Below are 16,263 nucleotides of genomic sequence, written 5' to 3'. Positions count from 1 at the left end.
ATGGTGCCTGGCGCCATCGTGCCGTTTCCGGGCGGCATTGCCCGTTCGGGTTCCAAGATCGGTGGCAAATACAAAGGCATGATCGCCTCGGCCAACGAAGCCTACGCGCCGACACTGCGCGGCGTCGTCGCGAGTGAACTCGGTCCCGACATCAACGCCGTCCTGGAAATCGTCATCGATGGTGAGACCAATGATGCAGTTGCCGCCGCGATGAAGGCCGGCATCAAGGCTGTCATAGATCTCGGCCCGAAAAGAGGCGCGGTTCGGATCAGCGCCGGCAATTACGGCGGCAAGCTCGGAAAATTCATCTACTCGCTGAAGGATATGCTGCCATGAAGGCGCTGACCTTCACCCTGGTTGCCGAGCCGGCGGAGCGCCTTGACCTATCGCCGCTGACGCCGGAGCGGCTGGCCGGAATCGAAAGGCGCGACGTCGAAAGAATCCAGATCGGCATGTCGAAGCACGGATCGAAGGTGGGCGACATTTTTCGCGTCGCCGGCAGCGATCCGACATACATCGTGTTCGAAGGCGGAAGCACGCGCCTCGACCTTGTGGCGCAAGGCATGCGGGGTGGGTCGGTTCGCCTCGTTGGCAATGCCGGCGCCCAGGCCGGGCGCGCCATGCGCGGTGGCAAGCTCACGATCGAAGGCAATGCGGGTCCACACGCCGGCTCCGGCATGCGCGGCGGCAGGCTTGAGATAACAGGCAATGCCGGCGACCACCTCGGTGCGCCGCTCGTCGGGGAACTGGCCGGCATCAACGGCGGTGTTTTGATCGTCAGGGGCAAAGCGGGCGCCTTCGCCGCGGACCGCATGCGGCGCGGCCTGATCGCGGTGCTGAAAGGCTCCGGCGACCATGCAGGTAGCCGTATGATCGCCGGCACCCTGGTGGTGGCCGGTGGCACCGGTGAGATGCCCGGCTATCTGATGCGTCGCGGTTCGATCCTTCTCGATCGCGCGCCGGCACGCATGTCGCCGAGCTTCGTCGAATGCGGCGCACCCGAAAGCGTCTTCGCCGCCATCATCGATCGTCATCTGATCGCCGAGGGCATTTTGAAACGGCCGCTTCTGGGGAACGCACCGCGCAAATATGGCGGGGATAACGCAGTGCTCGGAATGGGCGAGGTTCTTTTTCCGCGCTGAGATCCGTCGACACAGGAACCATACGATGGCAGGACGCAAGTGCTTGCCGCTGGGGTAGTGGTGGGGCCGACCGTCATTCGACCTCCAACGTGGAGAACACATGAAAATCATCTCTCAAACGAAAGCCCATGGCGGCGTGCAGGGCGTCTATTCCCATTTGTCGACGAGTTGCCGTTGCGACATGACTTTTGCCGTTTTCATACCTCCGCAGGCGCGGGAGGCGCCTTGTCCCGTTGTGTGGTATCTCTCAGGCCTGACGTGTACCCACGCCAATGTAATGGACAAGGGCGAGTACAGGCGCATGGCCGCCGAGCTCGGCCTGATCGTCGTTTGTCCCGACACCAGCCCGCGCGGGGCCGACATTCCGGATGAAAAAGACAACTGGCAGTTCGGCTCCGGCGCCGGCTTCTATCTCGATGCGACGCAAGAGCCTTATGCGAAGAACTATCGTATGTATTCCTATGTCGCCGAGGAGTTGCCGGCCCTCATCGCGGCTGAATTTCCAGCCGATATGGCGCGCCAGGCAATCTTTGGCCATTCGATGGGCGGGCATGGCGCGCTGACGATTGCCTTGAAGAATCCGCAACGTTTCAAGAGCTGCTCGGCGTTCGCCCCGATCGCCCAGCCAAGCACCGCCGGCTGGTCGAAACCGGCCTTTGAGAAGTATCTCGGCAAGGATGAGGCCTCGTGGCGAAGCTGCGACGCGACGTCGCTCATCGACGACGGATACCGTTTCCCCGAATTTTTGGTGGATCAGGGAACGTCGGATGGATTTCTTGACGACGGGCTGAGGCCTTGGCTGCTTGAGGCGGCCTGCGCCAAAGCAGGTATTCCGCTAAAGCTGCGGATGCAGGATGGATACGATCACTCGTATCTTTTCATCTCCAGCTTCATGGACGACCATCTGAGATGGCATGCTGAGAGGCTTTGATCTGGGCAGGCCGAAGGCATGGCCAGATGCAAACAAGTTATTGCGACGCCTTACACCGAGAGCGCCGCGCTTGCCGCCGTCAAACGCTACACATCCCTGGATTGCGAAAATACTGAAAGCACTGGCCAGCCCCGATGAGGTTCCCGACCCACCCTGCGGCTGCTGGGGCGAAATGCCTGATGGCATCCAGTATTTCGAAGTACCCTTGGGCGAGGGTCGGAAGCTGCTGTTCGTCCGCATCGGCCAGGACGAGCTGTTGTTTGACAAGCAGACGCTAAGGGTGTTGCCGGCGAGTTAGACGCCCGGACCAGAGCCTGATCCGGATCGAGTGGAGGCCTGCCTCTATGCCTCTACGTATTCCGCGAGGCTGACACCCTTGGGCACATCCAGCCCGTCGGCTCGCAAACCTTCGATGTGAAAGCGTATTGCATCGCGAATCTCGGTTTCCACTTCAGGCACAGTGGCACCTGTCGCGATGCAGCCGGGTAGGTCCGGCACATAGGCAGAAAAATTATTTCCTGCTTTTTCAATCACCACCGCGTAACGCATGTCATCACTCCTTCAAACCTGACTGCTTGAGGATGCTGTTCAGTGTTCCTGGCGCAACCTCTTCAGACGGCTTGCCAGCCACGGTGACGCGGCCGGCTTTGACTTCATGCTTATATTGGCGATGGCTGCCCTTGTTGCAACCAGATACCAGCCATCGGCCTCCAGCAGGCGAATGATCTCGCGAACTGTAAGCCGAGGTGGCACTAGATCTCAGCTGCACCCGCTCGTCGAGCCACACGTATCGCACTTCTCGCAGGTCCCGTTCCGCACCATCGTAAAATTCTGGCACTCGGAGCAGGAATTGCCGGTGTAGCCCTGGAGCAGCGATTTGGCGCGGCGGTCGTTGGCGAGTTTTTTTGCTTCGGCCGCCTCGACGGCCGCGGCGTCGGTGAACAGCGCAGCCGTGGTATCGGAGGCAGCACCCGCCGCTTCCTCGAAGGCGATGTCCTCGGCCAATTCCTTTGCCCGCTCCTCATAATCGCGCTTGTAGGCGACCGCTTCGTCGCTGGCGGGTTTCAGCGCCAGCACGTTGGAGCCGGAGAAGGCGGTCGGTGCCGAGCGGGCAGGGGCGCCCGATGGGGCCGCAAAGCCTTTCGGATCGTTGCCGCTGACGCGCGACACCAGCTTCACCGGCGAGGCGCCACGGGTCAGGCCCTTGGAGACCGCATCGGTCTTGCCTTCGCTGATGCCACGGCCAAGTGCGGTGTTGGAAAAGTCCGACTGGTCGACATGGGCGAGATCGTTGCGGCCGAGGTAGGAGATCGCCAGCTCGCGGAACACGTAGTCGAGGATCGACGTCGCGCTCTTGATGGCGTCATTGCCCTGCACCATGCCGGCCGGCTCGAACTTGGTGAAGGTGAAGGCGTGCACATATTCGTCGAGTGGCACGCCATATTGCAGGCCCAGCGAGATGGCGATGGCGAAGTTGTTGAGAAGGCCACGCAAAGTCGCGCCTTCCTTGTTCATGTCGATGAAGATCTCGCCGAGACGGCCATCGTCATATTCGCCGGTGCGCAGGAAGATGGTGTTGCCACCGATCTTGGCTTTCTGCGTGTAACCCTTGCGGCGGCCGGGCAGCTTTTCCTGCTCGCGCGACACGCGCTCGATGATGCGCTCGACGATCCGCTCGGTGATCTGTGCGGCACGTGCTGCCGCAGGTGCGGCGAGCAGCTGCTCGACGGCTTCATCCTCGTCGTCCTCGCCATCGGCGAGCAGCGAGGAATTGAGCGGCTGCGACAGTTTCGAGCCGTCGCGGTAGAGCGCGTTGGCCTTCAGCGCCAGCTTCCACGACAGCATGTAGGCGCCCTTGGCGTCTTCCACCGTCGCATCGTTGGGCATGTTGATGGTCTTTGAGATGGCGCCGGAGATGAAGGGCTGTGCCGCCGCCATCATCTGGATGTGGCTGTTGATAGACAGCGAGCGCTTGCCGATCTTGCCGCACGGGCTGGCGCAGTCGAAAACCGCCAGGTGTTCGGCCTTGAGGAAGGGCGCGCCTTCCAGCGTCATGGCACCGCAGACATGGATGTTGGCGGCCTCGATGTCCTTGCGGGAGAAGCCGAGCGCCGGCAGCATCTCGAACGAGAAATCGTTGAGCTGCTCGTCGGTGAAGCCGAACGTCTCCTTCACCCAGTCAGCGCCGAGCGTCCACTGGTTGAAGACGAACTTGATGTCGAAGGCCGACTTCAAGGCTGCGTTGAGCGCCGCGATCTTCTCGTCGGTGAAGCCCTTGGCCTTGAGCGCGCCGGGGTTGATCGCGGGCGCCTGGTTGAGGTTGCCGTGGCCGACCGCATAGGCTTCCATTTCGGCGATCTGGGCTTCGGAATAGCCGAGCGTGCGCAGCGCTTCCGGCACGGCGCGGTTGATGATCTTGAAATAGCCGCCGCCGGCCAGCTTCTTGAACTTCACCAGCGCGAAGTCGGGCTCGATGCCGGTGGTGTCGCAATCCATGACCAGGCCGATCGTGCCGGTCGGCGCGATGACGGTCGCCTGCGCGTTGCGGTAGCCATGCTCCTCGCCGAGTTCGATGGCGCGGTCCCAGGCGGCCTTGGCGTGGGTTGCAAGGTCCTGCTGCTTCAGGTCGGAAGCGACGAGCGGCACCGGGTTGACGGCGAGCTTCTCGTAGCCCTGCTTCTCGCCATAGGCGGCACGGCGATGGTTGCGCATGACGCGCAGCATGTTCTGCGCATTGCGGTCGTAGTCGGCGAAGGCGCCGAGTTCGCCGGCCATCTCGGCCGAGGTGGCATAGGCCATGCCGGTCATGATCGCGGTGAGTGCGGCGCAGATCGCGCGGCCTTCGTCGGAGTCGTAGGGAATGCCCGACGTCATCAGCAGGCCGCCGATATTGGCATAGCCGAGGCCGAGCGTGCGGTATTCGTAGGACTGCTTGGCGATCTCCTTCGACGGGAACTGCGCCATCATGACGGAGATTTCGAGCACGATGGTCCAAAGCCGCACCGTGTGCTCGTAGGCTGCGATGTCGATCGTGCCGTCGGCGTTGCGGTAGGGCAGCAGATTGATCGAGGCGAGATTGCAGGCCGTGTCGTCGAGGAACATGTATTCGGAGCACGGGTTGGACGCCCGGATCGCACCGGCCGAAGCGCAGGTGTGCCAGTCGTTCATCGTCGTGTTGAAATGCAGGCCCGGATCGGCCGACGCCCAGGCGGCGTAACCGATCTTTTCCCAGAGATCCCTGGCCTTCAGCGTCTTCAGCACCTTGCCGTCCTTGCGGGCGGTCAGGTGCCAGTCGGCATCGTCCTCGACGGCACGCAGGAAATTGTCCTTCAGCGACACCGAATTGTTGGAATTCTGGCCCGAAACCGTAAGGTAGGCGTCCGAATCCCAGTCTGTGTCGTAGGTCTTGAACGACATCGAGCTATAGCCCTGCTTGGCGAACTGGATGACGCGGTAGATGTAGTTCTCCGGCACGGCCGACTTCTTGGCCGCCTTGATCTCGCGCTTCAGCGCGGAGTTGATCGACGGATCGAAGCAGTCGTCGCCATTGCCTTCGCAGTTGACGCAGGCCTTCATGATCGCTTCGAGATGCTTCTTCACGATCTTGGAGCCGGTCACCAGCGAGGCGACCTTCTGCTCTTCATTGACCTTCCAGTCGATGAATTCCTCGATATCGGGGTGGTCGGCGTCGACAATGACCATTTTCGCGGCACGGCGCGTCGTGCCGCCCGACTTGATGGCGCCCGCCGCGCGGTCGCCGATCTTGAGGAAGCTCATCAGGCCCGACGAGCGGCCGCCACCGGACAGTTTTTCGCCTTCGCCGCGCAGCAGCGAGAAGTTGGAGCCGGTACCGGAGCCGTATTTGAACAGGCGCGCTTCACGCACCCACAGATCCATGATGCCGCCCTCGTTGACGAGGTCGTCCTGCACGCCCTGGATGAAGCAGGCATGCGGCTGCGGATGCTCGTAGGAGGATTTCGACTTGGTCAGCTTGCCGGTGAACGGGTCGACATAGAAGTGGCCCTGGCTCGGCCCGTCGATGCCATAGGCCCAGTGCAGGCCGGTGTTGAACCATTGCGGCGAGTTCGGCGCGACGCGCTGGGTGGCCAGCATGTAGGCAAGCTCGTCACGGAAGGCGCGTGCGTCTTCTTCCGACGCCTTGAAGTAGCCGCCCTTCCAGCCCCAATAGGTCCAGGTGCCGGCAAGGCGGTCGAAGACCTGGCGGGCGTCGATCTCGGAACCGTAGCGCTCGGCTTCCGGCAGCTTGGCGAGTTCCGCCTCATCGGCGACGGAGCGCCACAGGAAGGAGGGGACGTCGTTCTCTTCGATCTTCTTCAGGCGCGCCGGAACACCGGCCTTGCGGAAATATTTCTGTGCCAGGATATCGGCTGCGACCTGGGAGAACTGCGCCGGCACGTCGATATTGTCCAAGCGGAACACCACCGAGCCATCCGGATTCTTGATCTCCGAAAGCGCCTTGCGGAATTCGATCTCCGCATAGGCGGACTGTCCTGGCTTGGTGAAACGACGCTCGATGCGCATTGGTCCGGTCCCTTTTGTCTATATGTAGCGCTTTTCCCCAGGGATTTCTGCCCCCGATGCGAAACGCGCATGTCCGCCGTCTGCCGGCGTTCGAAAACGGCCGGCTCTCCATTTCGCAGCCTCCGCCGGCCCTGCTGGTCAAACTCCTTGCGAAGTGCCTGTCCAACGTGCCGACGAACCCACGGGTCCCTCAAAACTGATTTTTTTCCGATTCCCTCGGTCGAGGGAAATTCACACTATCTAGCGTCGAACCTACCTGCAAACACTAAATATAGTATTAACAGACAATTTATTCAAGCCCGACAATTGTCCCTATCGACCCCAACCGCCCCACAATTCCAACGCTTCCGCCGGCCTCGTAACCAGGCGGAAATGCGAGCAAAACGCACATAATCCGGGAAAAAGACCGGGCTCAGAACTTTCCGGTCGCACTCTCAACAGGAGCGCATGGCCTATAAAAGGCGACTCGTTTTGCGCCGTCAAGGATTCGTTTGCGTAGCTTTTGTGACCCCAACATCTTGTGTGTCACATATGTGGATAACGGGGATAGAATGCGGTGCGGCGATGGCAATTTTGCCGTCACCAGGCAATCCGGACGCGGCAACGATCCAAAGCGTCGTGCCTGAATGGATCAGCCGTAGTGCAGCCTGGGTTTTGGCTCGGTGCCGGTGAACTGCACCCCGATACGGTCATTGCGACGCCAGCGGACCTCGCACCGATAGGCAATGCCGTCGAGCGGCACATAGAGAAGGAAGCGATCGGGAACCCGGGCTTCCAGCGGTATCTTCAGTTCGGCTCCGCCTTCGTGTTGATTGCGCAGCGTGCAGCCGACTTCCGAATTCGAAATTCCGGTGATGATCGACCCGCCCTTGAGCACGCGCGGACGATGCTCGCGCTCAGGCTCGTCGGACTCGTTTGGAATTGGATTTGCGGGATTCGCCATCGATCAAAAAATACCAGAGCTGCCGAATCCTACCTTTGATTCCTTAGCAAAGCATTCATGTCGATGCGCGGCAACGCGTGTCCAGCCTTTGCAAGCCAGTCCCGTTTTGCAAAGAGCGCGGTGTGGCCGCCCGTCAGGAGAAGCTGTGCGGGTCGGCGCAGAAATAGGCGATGATCTGGCAAAGGTCGGGTTCGTTGACCATGCGCACCGCTTCGCTTGCGCGGACCCATTTGCGGGTGCGTGAGCGTTTTTCCTTCCAGCGGTCCGCGACTTTGTCGACATGCAGCGGAAACACCAGGACCTCGCACGGGACTTCTTCGCCGGAAGCCAGCGCCTTGGCGTAGAAGTAACGGCCGGCTTCAAGATGAGAGACACGGCCGCGCAGCCCGGCCTCCTCGCCGGCTTCGCGCGCCGCGGCCTCGCAGAGCGGCTCCCTGGCCTCTGGCCAACCCTTGGGCAAAACCCAACGGCCGGTATCGCGGCTGGTGATCAGCATGATTTCGACGCCGTCTCCCGTGTCGCGCCAGGGCAGGGCGGCAACCTGCAGGCGGCACGGCGCGGTGCCGAAGAGCCGTCGGACCCTTTCGGCCAGATGATTGTGTGTCGTTGGCCTCGTCAACATCGAAGAAGCTAGCCCCAGCCTCCGGAATCGTTTGCCGTCTCACGAATCTTACGGCTAATTGTCGGCAATAAAAGTAAAAAATTTCATTCGCCTGGCCAATTTCCGCCAATAGACGTCGATTTCGCGAAATATCCGGCTCTGCCGGATGTGTTTGCGAAAGCAAATCCATCCCCGGTGCAAGCTGCTGGTCTGTAACAGGGTAGTTGCGAATCAGCCGGCGTGGTCGTCGGCGATCGGCTTCTGGTAGGTGAAGCCCATATCCCACGGGAAATAGATCCAGGTGTCCTGGCTGACTTCGGTGACGAAAGTATCGACCAGCGGCCTGCCTTTCGGCTTGGCATAGACGGTGGCGAAATGCGCCCTGGGCATCATCGCGCGCACGATGCCCGCCGTCTTGCCGGTGTCGGTCAGGTCGTCGATGATCAGCACGCCGGCGCCGTCTTCGGCGAGCAGGGCAGGGGTGATCTCCTTGAGGACCTGCAGCTGCCCCTGGCTGGTATAATCGTGATAGGAGGCGACGCAGACGGTTTCGATGACGCGGATGCCAAGTTCACGCGAGATGATCGCCGCCGGCACCAACCCGCCTCGCGTGATGCAGACGATCGCTTTCCATTGCCCCTTGTTGGCGCCGGCAAGCCGCCAGGCGAGTGCGCGAGCGTCGCGATGGAACTGGTCCCAGGAGACCGGAAAGGCTTTTTCGGGAAGGGACATGTCGCGCACTCCACAGCACGCGGGGATCGCGCGCAAGAAAACAGGGGAATGCGCGCGGAATTAGCTGGAAAGCCCCCATCTTGGCAAGAGCAGGGGCCTTGGCAAGGCAAGGGCCAGCGATCGCTGTGGGCTTACCGCGACAGGAAGGCTGCCACCGGCGCGGTGCGCAGCACGCTGCGCGTCACGCCGCCGAACAGAAGCTGGCGCAGCCATGAATGGCTGTAGGCGCCGAGCACCAGCAGATCGGCGCCGGTTTCCGCGATCCTGGTCTGGATGATGTCATCGACCGAACTGCCGCCCGACTGCTGCACCGAGACGCTGACGGTGGCGCCGTGGCGCGACAGCGCCGCCGCGATTTCGGCGCCGGCGGCCTCCGGGCTGTCGTCGAGCGTTTCAGGAGGGTCGATAACCAATATGTCGGTCTTCTCGGCTTCGATGATGAAGGGCAGCGCGTCGAAGGCGGCGCGCGCCGCTTCCTTGCTGCCGTTCCAGGCGAGCAAGACGCGTTTGAAGGTGGTGATCAGCGGACCCTCGTGCGGCACCACCAGCACCGGCCGGCCGGCATCGTAGACCAGCGTGTCAACGTCCGCGCTGGAATCGCCGCCCGTTTCGCGCTGCGCTGCTATGATCAGGTCGGCGGCCCGCACGCTCGAAATCCCGGTCAGCGCACTGTCACCCGAAAAGCTCTCCAGGCTTCGCCACTCGAAGGAAAGACCGGAATCCTCGATATGCCTGAGAAACAGCGTCCTCAATTTCTCGGCCCGTTCCCGGTTCATGTCTGCCGAAACCTGCAGGAATTCGGTGTCGGGAAAGCCTGTGGCAGAGGTGTAGGGCACGGGAAGCGTTTCGGCGTGGATGCCGACCAGATGGCTCTGGAACCGGGTGGCGAGCGGAATGGCGCAGTCGAGCACGCGCTCGGCGTCCTGCTCGTTCTGCAGAATGGCGACGATGGTTTTGAATCGCATGACAATCCCTCAGTTCACGAGCTGGCGAACTCGTGCCGGGGAAACGTTGCAGCGTCGTGCTTTGTTCCGGTCTGGACCAGATCAGCCGGGATTGCTGGCGAAGCCGGCGACCATCGCCTCGACATCGGCGCGGGCAGCGTCCAGCGCCTCCTGGCTGCGGGCACGCACGACCAGTTCGGTCCAGAACTTGCCATCGCCATATTTCGGATAGGAGCCGATGATCGTATCGGGATGCGCTTTCTGGATATCACCCAGCGGCCCCCCGATGAGGCCTTCGCCGAACGGGCAGGGCACGGTCGCCGACAGCATCTTTGTGCCGGCCTTCAGCGTCGGCACGACATTGTCGAGCATGGTCTGGAAAATCGACGGCACGCCAGCCATGACGTGGACGTTGCCGATGCGGAAGCCAGGCGCGACCGACACCGGATTGTCGATGAGATCGGCGCCGCGCGGCATCCGTGCCATGCGCTTGCGGGCCTCGGTATATTCGATGCCGCGCGCGGCATAGCTTGCTTCCAGCATCGCATAGGCCCGGGCATCGTATTCGCAAGGCACGCCAAAGGCCTTGGAGATGGAATCGGCCGTGATGTCGTCATGCGTCGGCCCGATGCCGCCGGTGGTGAACACATAAGTGTAGCGCGCGCGCACGGCGTTCACCGCCGCGATGATCTCGTCTTCCTCGTCCGGGACGATGCGCACTTCCTTCAGGTCGATGCCGATCGCCGTCATGACGTCGGCGAGATGGCCGATGTTCTTGTCCTTGGTGCGGCCGGACAGAATCTCATCGCCGATGACGAGCATGGCGGCGGTCACGATTTCAGGCATGGGAAGCTCCGGCAAGCGAGTGGCCCGGGAAGGCGAGTGGTCTGAGATAGCGCGGCGCAGCGGTGGCCGCAATGTCATCTCCGCGGCGCCGGCTTCCCTGCCCGACTACATGACCGCCGGAGGTGGATGGCTCGGTCGAAGCCAACTCGTTTCCACACCATGTTCTGCGATGACGTGGCGGTCGAGCAAGATCTCGGTCACATCGACGGGTGCTATGACAAGGGGCACTTGCCGGAATTCATGGCCCCGGAGCAAACCGCCGCATCCATCGAGCGCATCGCCGGCCGGGCTGATCGGGGCCTCACCTCAGCTTCACGACAATTTCAAGGAACCATTCGGCTGACTACCGGGTTTTATGAGTGTCGCACCAAGGCGGCTAAGATACGGAGTGATTCAATGGTTACAAAACTTCTCGCAGCATCCGTCCTGACGATTGGTCTCGCCACATCGGCGATGGCGCAGTCACTGGACGACAGGTACTCAAACAATCATGACTGGTGGCTGTTCGGTAACAACGACCAGACAACTGTCGACCCCTACACCACGGGAAGCATCAGTGACGGCTCCGGGTTGAACACCCAAGGCAACACCGGCGCTATTGGCCCATGTGCCCACAACACACCAGGCCCGGACGCTAACGCAGGGCAAAACGTCAACGATCAGTATTGCGGCAAATAGCCAGAACGCGATTTCCGAAAAGCGCACGCCGATTTTCTGGAAATCCATGTTCGAGGGCTAGTCCGCAAGGACAGCCGCTGGCCGCTGGCGCGTCCTCTCTCCGGACGGCGCTGCGGTCGGCGCTCCGTCGGACCGCTCAACATCAACCGCGATACCGAATCAATCCGAGACTTCTGTCTGCGGCCGGTCGCGGCCGTCGGCCAGTTCCTCATGCCATTTTCCATCGGCGTCCTCATACTGGATGCCGTCCGTCGCTCCGGCGACCTGCTGCTCGGCCGAGGCGATTTCGGCGGCGCGCAACGCGTCCTGATGCGTGGGAAACGTCTCGGAAAAGGTCGCTCCGACCTTGTAGGCCCAGCCGCCGTCATGTTCGACGATCTTGTAAGTCAGCTTCGCCATGAAAAACCTCCGGTTGAAAGGTCCGTCTGCTCAATGCAGTCGGTCGTCGGGCAGTCTGTCGTCGGGCACCAGCACTTCCGATTCCTTGGCGGCTTCAATCAGCGCCCGGCGCGCATCTGCTGTCGAACGATAACCTTCCAGCACTTTGAGGCAAGTGTCGAGGGCATCACGATGGCGCGGGCCGCGATTGAGCGGCCACACCGTCATCAGGCACTCCGCGGCCTCCTGGGCGCTGCGGATGTGGCGATATTTGCCGACGTGGCCAAGTTCGACGACGACCGGCACTTCAAAAGGTTTGTTGTCCATCATGGCCGCAACGCAAAGCAGCCAATTTGGTTGCAACCATGGCCGTCAGCCTGCGCCCAAACGTCTCAGAGGCTGTTTGAAGGCTCTACAGCGCCGTGTCGGGAGCGCGAACCGTTCAGCCCGCCGCCTTCATCCAATGCTGCATCGTGGTCACCGAACGGGCAAGTTGTGGCGCCGGGTGGATTGTCTCGCTGAATGTCGCCGCCGCACGCCACCCCCAGCGCGGATCAGCCAGGAAGGCCCGCGCCAGCGCCACCATGTCGGCGCGGCCCTCGGTGACGATCGCTTCGGCCTGTTTGGGGTCGTCGATCAGGCCGACGGCGCGGGTCGGAATATCAGCGCCCTTGCGCACCGCCTCCGCCAGATGCACCTGATAGCCGGGGCCGGTGGGCAATTTCTGCAACGGCGAATTGCCGCCGCTCGAACAGCAGAGATAGGCAACGCCCTCGTCCTTCAGCGCTTTGGCCACTTCGATCGCGTCCGCCACGTCGAAGCCGCCGTCGACCCAATCCTTCACCGACAGCCTTGCGCCGAGCATCAGCTTTGGCACCGCCTTGCGCACCGCCTTGGTGATTTCGACGGCAAAACGCATGCGGTTTTCCAGCGCGCCACCCCAGCGGTCCGTGCGCTGGTTGGACAAGGGCGACAGGAACTGGAAGATCAAATAGCCATGCGCGGCGTGCAGTTCGAGGAAATCGAAGCCGGCGCGTTCGGCTCGCCTTGCCGCCTCGGCGAAGCGCTCGATCAGCTGTAGGATCTCCTCGTCCTCCAGAGCGTGCGGCACGTTCCAGCCGGTGTCGTAGGGGATGGCCGAGGCGGAGACGGTCTGCCAGGGATCCTCGTTTGGCTTCAGTGGCCCGCCGCCCTCCCACGGCTTGCGGTTCGAAGCCTTGCGGCCGGCATGGGCGAGTTGGGAGCCGAATTTCGTGCCGGGTGCGGCGACGCGTCGTGCAGCGTCCAGCGCGCGGCGGGCGGCCGCTTCATTGTCTTCGGAGTAAAGGCCGAGGCAGCCATGGGTGATACGCCCGCGCCGCTCGACATCGGTCATCTCGACCGTGACCATGCCGGCGCCGGACATTGCGAGGTTCATCCAGTGATGGAGATGCCAGTCGCTGGCCGAGCCGTCCTCGGCGGAATACTGGCACATCGGCGCGACGGCGATGCGGTTGGGGAAGGTGAGGCCGTCGAGAGTGATCGACTGGAAAAGCGACGCTGTCATGAGAAACTCCGGGAGGGTTCGCAGCTATTTAGGCGACCGATGGCGCCTGCGCCAGACACGAGGCGGTGAAAGGGCTTCTGGACCAATCACGGGCGGGATTGCCGAAATGCCGGTTCGCGGCTACGCCTCGGCCAGGCATGTCTCCCAAAAGTGGCTCCGGTTTTGGGAGAACGACAGGCATAAACAGGAGCATGAAGCGCGACGCGCTTTAGCATGGAGACCGGGATGGAAGATCGTATTCGCGTCCGTTCGGAGGAAATCCTCTCCGACGACTGGGCCATCCTGAAGAAGACCGTCCTCGACTACCGCCGGCGCGACGGTCAGTGGGAGACGCAAATCCGCCAGACCTATGATCGCGGCGATGGTGCGGTGATCCTGCCTTACGACCCCTTGCGTTCGACCGTGCTTCTGGTGCGCCAGTTCCGCTATCCCGCTTACGTCACCGGCCACCGCGAGCCGCTGATCGAGGCCTGTGCCGGCCTGTTGGACGAAAACGATCCGGAGACCGCCATCCGCAAGGAAGCCGAGGAAGAGCTGGGTTATCGCTTGAAGGATATCGAGCGGCTGTTTTCGCCGTATATGAGCCCCGGCAGCGTCACCGAACGGCTCTGGTTTTTCATCGGCCGCTATTCACCCGCCGACCGCATCTCGGCCGGCGGCGGCGCGCAAGAAGAGGGCGAGGACATCGAGGTTCTGGAAATGCCGCTCGACGAGGCGCTGGCCGGCATCGCCGATGGCCGTATCGTCGACGCCAAGACCATCATCTTGATCCAGCATCTGAAGCTCAATCCGATGCCTGCCTGAACGGCGCCGGTCCTCCTTCGCCAGGGCTTTCGGGTGGCCCGCCACCCGAAGCTCGAAGGGCGAAGGGTGGTGCGGATGAAGGGACTCGAACCCCCACGCCTTTCGGCACTGGAACCTAAATCCAGGGCGTCTACCAGTTCCGCCACATCCGCATGGACCGGCAATCCCATGTGGCCATCATTCTGTCAATGTCAGAGACAAGATGTGGCCCAGCGACAAGATGTGGGGCAGGCCCGAATGCTGGTTATTGGCTGGGATGCGAAGACTGTTGAAAATTGGCCTCGCCTGTGACAAAAGGCGTGTCAAATGTGACGGGACGCGACGATCCGCTTCTGCAGAATGTGATAAGAAGTAGGAAAAACAAGAACTTATTCACATTTTGGAACGCAGTTTGGGAGAGTTTGAGCCGGGTTTTCGGTCAAATCGCCAGGTTCCGTACCAAAAGCCATTCCCGGCAAGAATATACCGGCAGGCTGTGAACGGCAGAGGCCGTGGCAGTCTCATTGGTGAAAACAAAGGTTTTACGATGCAGGTCACCGAAACGCTCAACTCCGGTCTCAAGCGAGAGATCAAGATCACCGTGCCGGCCGGTGACATGGAAGCCAAGCTGATGGCGCGGCTTTCGGATGCCCGCAACAAGGTCCGCATCAACGGCTTCCGTCCTGGCAAGGTGCCGGTGCAGCACCTGCGCAAGGTCTACGGCAAGTCGTTCATGGCCGAAGTGGTCAACGAAATCCTCAACGATTCGACCCGTTCGATCATTACCGGGCGTGGTGAAAAGGCTGCCATGCAGCCCGAAGTCATCATGACCGAGGACGAGAAGGAAGCCGAGAAGATCCTGGCCGGCGGCGCCGACTTCGAATTCCGCCTCAACTACGAGATCATCCCGGCGATCGAGATCAAGGACTTTTCCGACATCAAGGTGACGCGCCAGGTGTTCGACGTGCCTGATGCCGAGATCGACGAGCAGGTCCAGCGCGTTGCCGAATCGGCGCGCAGCTACGAGCCGAAGACCGGCAAGGCCGCCAATGGCGACCGCGTCACCATCGACTATGTCGGCAAGATCGACGGCGAGGCCTTCAATGGCGGCGCCGGCACCGATCAGCCGCTGGTGCTAGGCTCGAAGGAATTCATCCCCGGCTTCGAGGATCAGCTTGTCGGCGCCAAGGCCGGCGACGAAAAGCAGGTCACCGTGACTTTCCCGGAAAACTACCAGGCGGCGCATCTGGCCGGCAAGGAAGCGACCTTCGATGTCACGGTCAAGGAAGTGTCCCAGCCCGGCGCGCTGGAAATCAACGACGAGACCGCCAAGAACCTCGGCCTGGAGTCGCTGGAGCGCCTGCGCGACGTCGTGCGCGGCCAGATCGAGAACCAGTTCGGCGCCATGACGCGCCAGAAGGTCAAGCGCCAGCTGCTCGACCAGCTCGATGCGGCTTATTCGTTCGAGGCGCCGTCGAAGCTCGTCGACGCCGAGTTCAACAACATCTGGGCGCAGGTCAATCGTGATCTGGAAGCAGCCGGACGCACCTTCGCCGACGAAGAGACGACGGAAGAAGAGGCGCGCGCCGAGTATCTGCGGCTTGCCGAGCGCCGCGTGCGCCTCGGGCTGGTGCTGGCTGAAATCGGCGAGAAGGCCGGCGTGACCGTATCGGACGAAGAGCTGCAGCGCGGCCTGTTCGAGCAGGTGCGGCGCTATCCAGGAAACCAGCAGCAGGAAGTCTTCGAGTTCTACCGCAACAACCCGGAAGCGTTGAACACGCTGCGGGCGCCGATGTTCGAGGAAAAGGTGGTCGACCATCTGCTCGGTCAGGTTTCGGTCACCGACGTCAAGGTCAGCAAGGAAGAGCTGATGGCCGATGACGAAGAGGACGAGACCGCCGTCAAGGCGAAGCCGGCGAAGAAAGCCGCCGCCAAGAAGGCCGACGCCAAGACGGCCGACGACGCGGAAGAGCCCAAGAAGAAGGCCGCGCCGAAGAAGAAGGCCGCCAACGACGCCGAATAAGACCAGCGTTCAGCTGAAAACAGAAAGGCCGCCCTCGAGGCGGCCGCCAGACTGCTGACAAACCCCGTCGATTTTCGGCGGGGTTTTTTTGTTATGTGATTGAAGTGTCTTGGACTGTTTGTGTCAGGGGATTTTGACAGGAGGCGTTGGGCCTCATGTGCGGGCCGACTTGGG

16 protein-coding genes, 1 tRNA gene and 1 pseudogene are annotated in these 16,263 nt (G+C 61.8%); 6 read left to right on the top strand and 12 right to left on the bottom strand.

All coding sequences use genetic code 11. The features are described from left to right. The 3 genes and pseudogenes from EN955_RS28720 to fghA form a co-directional block, all read left to right on the top strand. A pseudogene (locus EN955_RS28720) lies at positions 1–336 on the top strand (formylmethanofuran--tetrahydromethanopterin N-formyltransferase); the annotation flags it as partial. Then, complete coding sequence (locus EN955_RS28715; protein ID WP_024504397.1) at positions 333–1,142, top strand: formylmethanofuran dehydrogenase subunit C; 810 nt, start codon at positions 333–335, stop codon at positions 1,140–1,142. The pseudogene EN955_RS28720 and the gene EN955_RS28715, both read left to right, overlap by 4 nt. A 100-nt stretch (positions 1,143–1,242) precedes the next feature. Beyond that, a complete protein-coding gene (fghA, locus tag EN955_RS28710; RefSeq protein WP_024504398.1) occupies positions 1,243–2,073 on the top strand; it encodes an S-formylglutathione hydrolase in 831 nt (276 codons plus the stop codon). Positions 2,074–2,415: 342 nt separating this feature from the next. Here the strand turns inward: fghA and EN955_RS28700 are convergent, their stop codons facing one another. From EN955_RS28700 to EN955_RS28665, 8 genes are all read right to left on the bottom strand, one after another. Continuing rightward, positions 2,416–2,622 (bottom strand): type II toxin-antitoxin system HicB family antitoxin, encoded by a 207-nt coding sequence (locus tag EN955_RS28700; RefSeq protein WP_024504399.1) that lies wholly within the window; start codon positions 2,620–2,622, stop codon positions 2,416–2,418. Between the two features lie 4 nt (positions 2,623–2,626). Next, entirely contained in the window at positions 2,627–2,704 is a 78-nt protein-coding gene (locus EN955_RS35660; RefSeq protein WP_245265364.1) for a hypothetical protein, read from the bottom strand. Positions 2,705–2,832: 128 nt separating this feature from the next. Continuing rightward, the gene (locus EN955_RS28690) at positions 2,833–6,615 is read right to left on the bottom strand and encodes a vitamin B12-dependent ribonucleotide reductase (RefSeq protein ID WP_024504400.1); all 3,783 of its coding nucleotides are present in this window, start codon (positions 6,613–6,615) and stop codon (positions 2,833–2,835) included. A gap of 631 nt (positions 6,616–7,246) precedes the next feature. Further along, positions 7,247–7,558 (bottom strand): PilZ domain-containing protein, encoded by a 312-nt coding sequence (locus EN955_RS28685; protein WP_013532019.1) that lies wholly within the window; start codon positions 7,556–7,558, stop codon positions 7,247–7,249. 133 nt (positions 7,559–7,691) lie between these two features. Next, positions 7,692–8,180, bottom strand: coding sequence for an NUDIX hydrolase (locus tag EN955_RS28680; protein WP_013532018.1), 489 nt, complete (start codon positions 8,178–8,180; stop codon positions 7,692–7,694). A 210-nt stretch (positions 8,181–8,390) separates the two neighbouring features. Continuing rightward, positions 8,391–8,891, bottom strand: coding sequence for a xanthine phosphoribosyltransferase (gene gpt, locus EN955_RS28675; protein ID WP_013532017.1), 501 nt, complete (start codon positions 8,889–8,891; stop codon positions 8,391–8,393). A 131-nt stretch (positions 8,892–9,022) separates the two neighbouring features. Next, complete coding sequence (locus tag EN955_RS28670; protein ID WP_024504401.1) at positions 9,023–9,856, bottom strand: universal stress protein; 834 nt, start codon at positions 9,854–9,856, stop codon at positions 9,023–9,025. 81 nt (positions 9,857–9,937) lie between these two features. Next, the gene (locus tag EN955_RS28665) at positions 9,938–10,681 is read right to left on the bottom strand and encodes a competence/damage-inducible protein A (protein WP_024504402.1); all 744 of its coding nucleotides are present in this window, start codon (positions 10,679–10,681) and stop codon (positions 9,938–9,940) included. Positions 10,682–10,807: 126 nt separating this feature from the next. On the opposite strand from EN955_RS28665, the gene EN955_RS35655 reads away from it, so the two are divergent. After that, positions 10,808–11,359, top strand: a complete 552-nt coding sequence (locus tag EN955_RS35655) for a hypothetical protein (RefSeq protein ID WP_244506952.1) — start codon at positions 10,808–10,810, stop codon at positions 11,357–11,359. Between the two features lie 159 nt (positions 11,360–11,518). Here EN955_RS35655 and EN955_RS28655 read toward each other — a convergent pair whose 3' ends face one another. From EN955_RS28655 to EN955_RS28645, 3 genes are all read right to left on the bottom strand, one after another. Next, positions 11,519–11,758, bottom strand: coding sequence for a DUF2188 domain-containing protein (locus tag EN955_RS28655; protein WP_024504403.1), 240 nt, complete (start codon positions 11,756–11,758; stop codon positions 11,519–11,521). A gap of 30 nt (positions 11,759–11,788) precedes the next feature. Then, positions 11,789–12,067: a DUF982 domain-containing protein gene (locus tag EN955_RS28650; RefSeq protein WP_013532012.1), complete on the bottom strand. Its 279-nt coding sequence runs from the start codon at positions 12,065–12,067 to the stop codon at positions 11,789–11,791. A 112-nt stretch (positions 12,068–12,179) separates the two neighbouring features. Next, a complete protein-coding gene (locus EN955_RS28645; RefSeq protein WP_024504404.1) occupies positions 12,180–13,283 on the bottom strand; it encodes an NADH:flavin oxidoreductase/NADH oxidase in 1,104 nt (367 codons plus the stop codon). A gap of 225 nt (positions 13,284–13,508) precedes the next feature. Between EN955_RS28645 and EN955_RS28640 the strand changes: the two genes are divergently transcribed. After that, positions 13,509–14,087, top strand: coding sequence for an NUDIX domain-containing protein (locus EN955_RS28640; protein WP_024504405.1), 579 nt, complete (start codon positions 13,509–13,511; stop codon positions 14,085–14,087). A 67-nt stretch (positions 14,088–14,154) separates the two neighbouring features. Here the strand turns inward: EN955_RS28640 and EN955_RS28635 are convergent. Next, a tRNA-Leu gene (locus EN955_RS28635) sits at positions 14,155–14,239 on the bottom strand. Between the two features lie 374 nt (positions 14,240–14,613). Here EN955_RS28635 and tig point away from each other — a divergent pair. Next, the gene (gene tig, locus EN955_RS28630) at positions 14,614–16,089 is read left to right on the top strand and encodes a trigger factor (RefSeq protein WP_024504406.1); all 1,476 of its coding nucleotides are present in this window, start codon (positions 14,614–14,616) and stop codon (positions 16,087–16,089) included. Positions 16,090–16,263: the final 174 nt, after the last annotated feature.

The sequence above is a fragment of the Mesorhizobium sp. M7A.F.Ca.CA.001.04.2.1 genome (genome assembly GCF_003998485.1).
GTDB classification, from domain to species: Bacteria; Pseudomonadota; Alphaproteobacteria; order Rhizobiales; family Rhizobiaceae; genus Mesorhizobium; species Mesorhizobium ciceri.
Note: the sequence above shows the minus strand (reverse complement) of the source record. Positions and strands in the feature narration are given on the sequence as shown.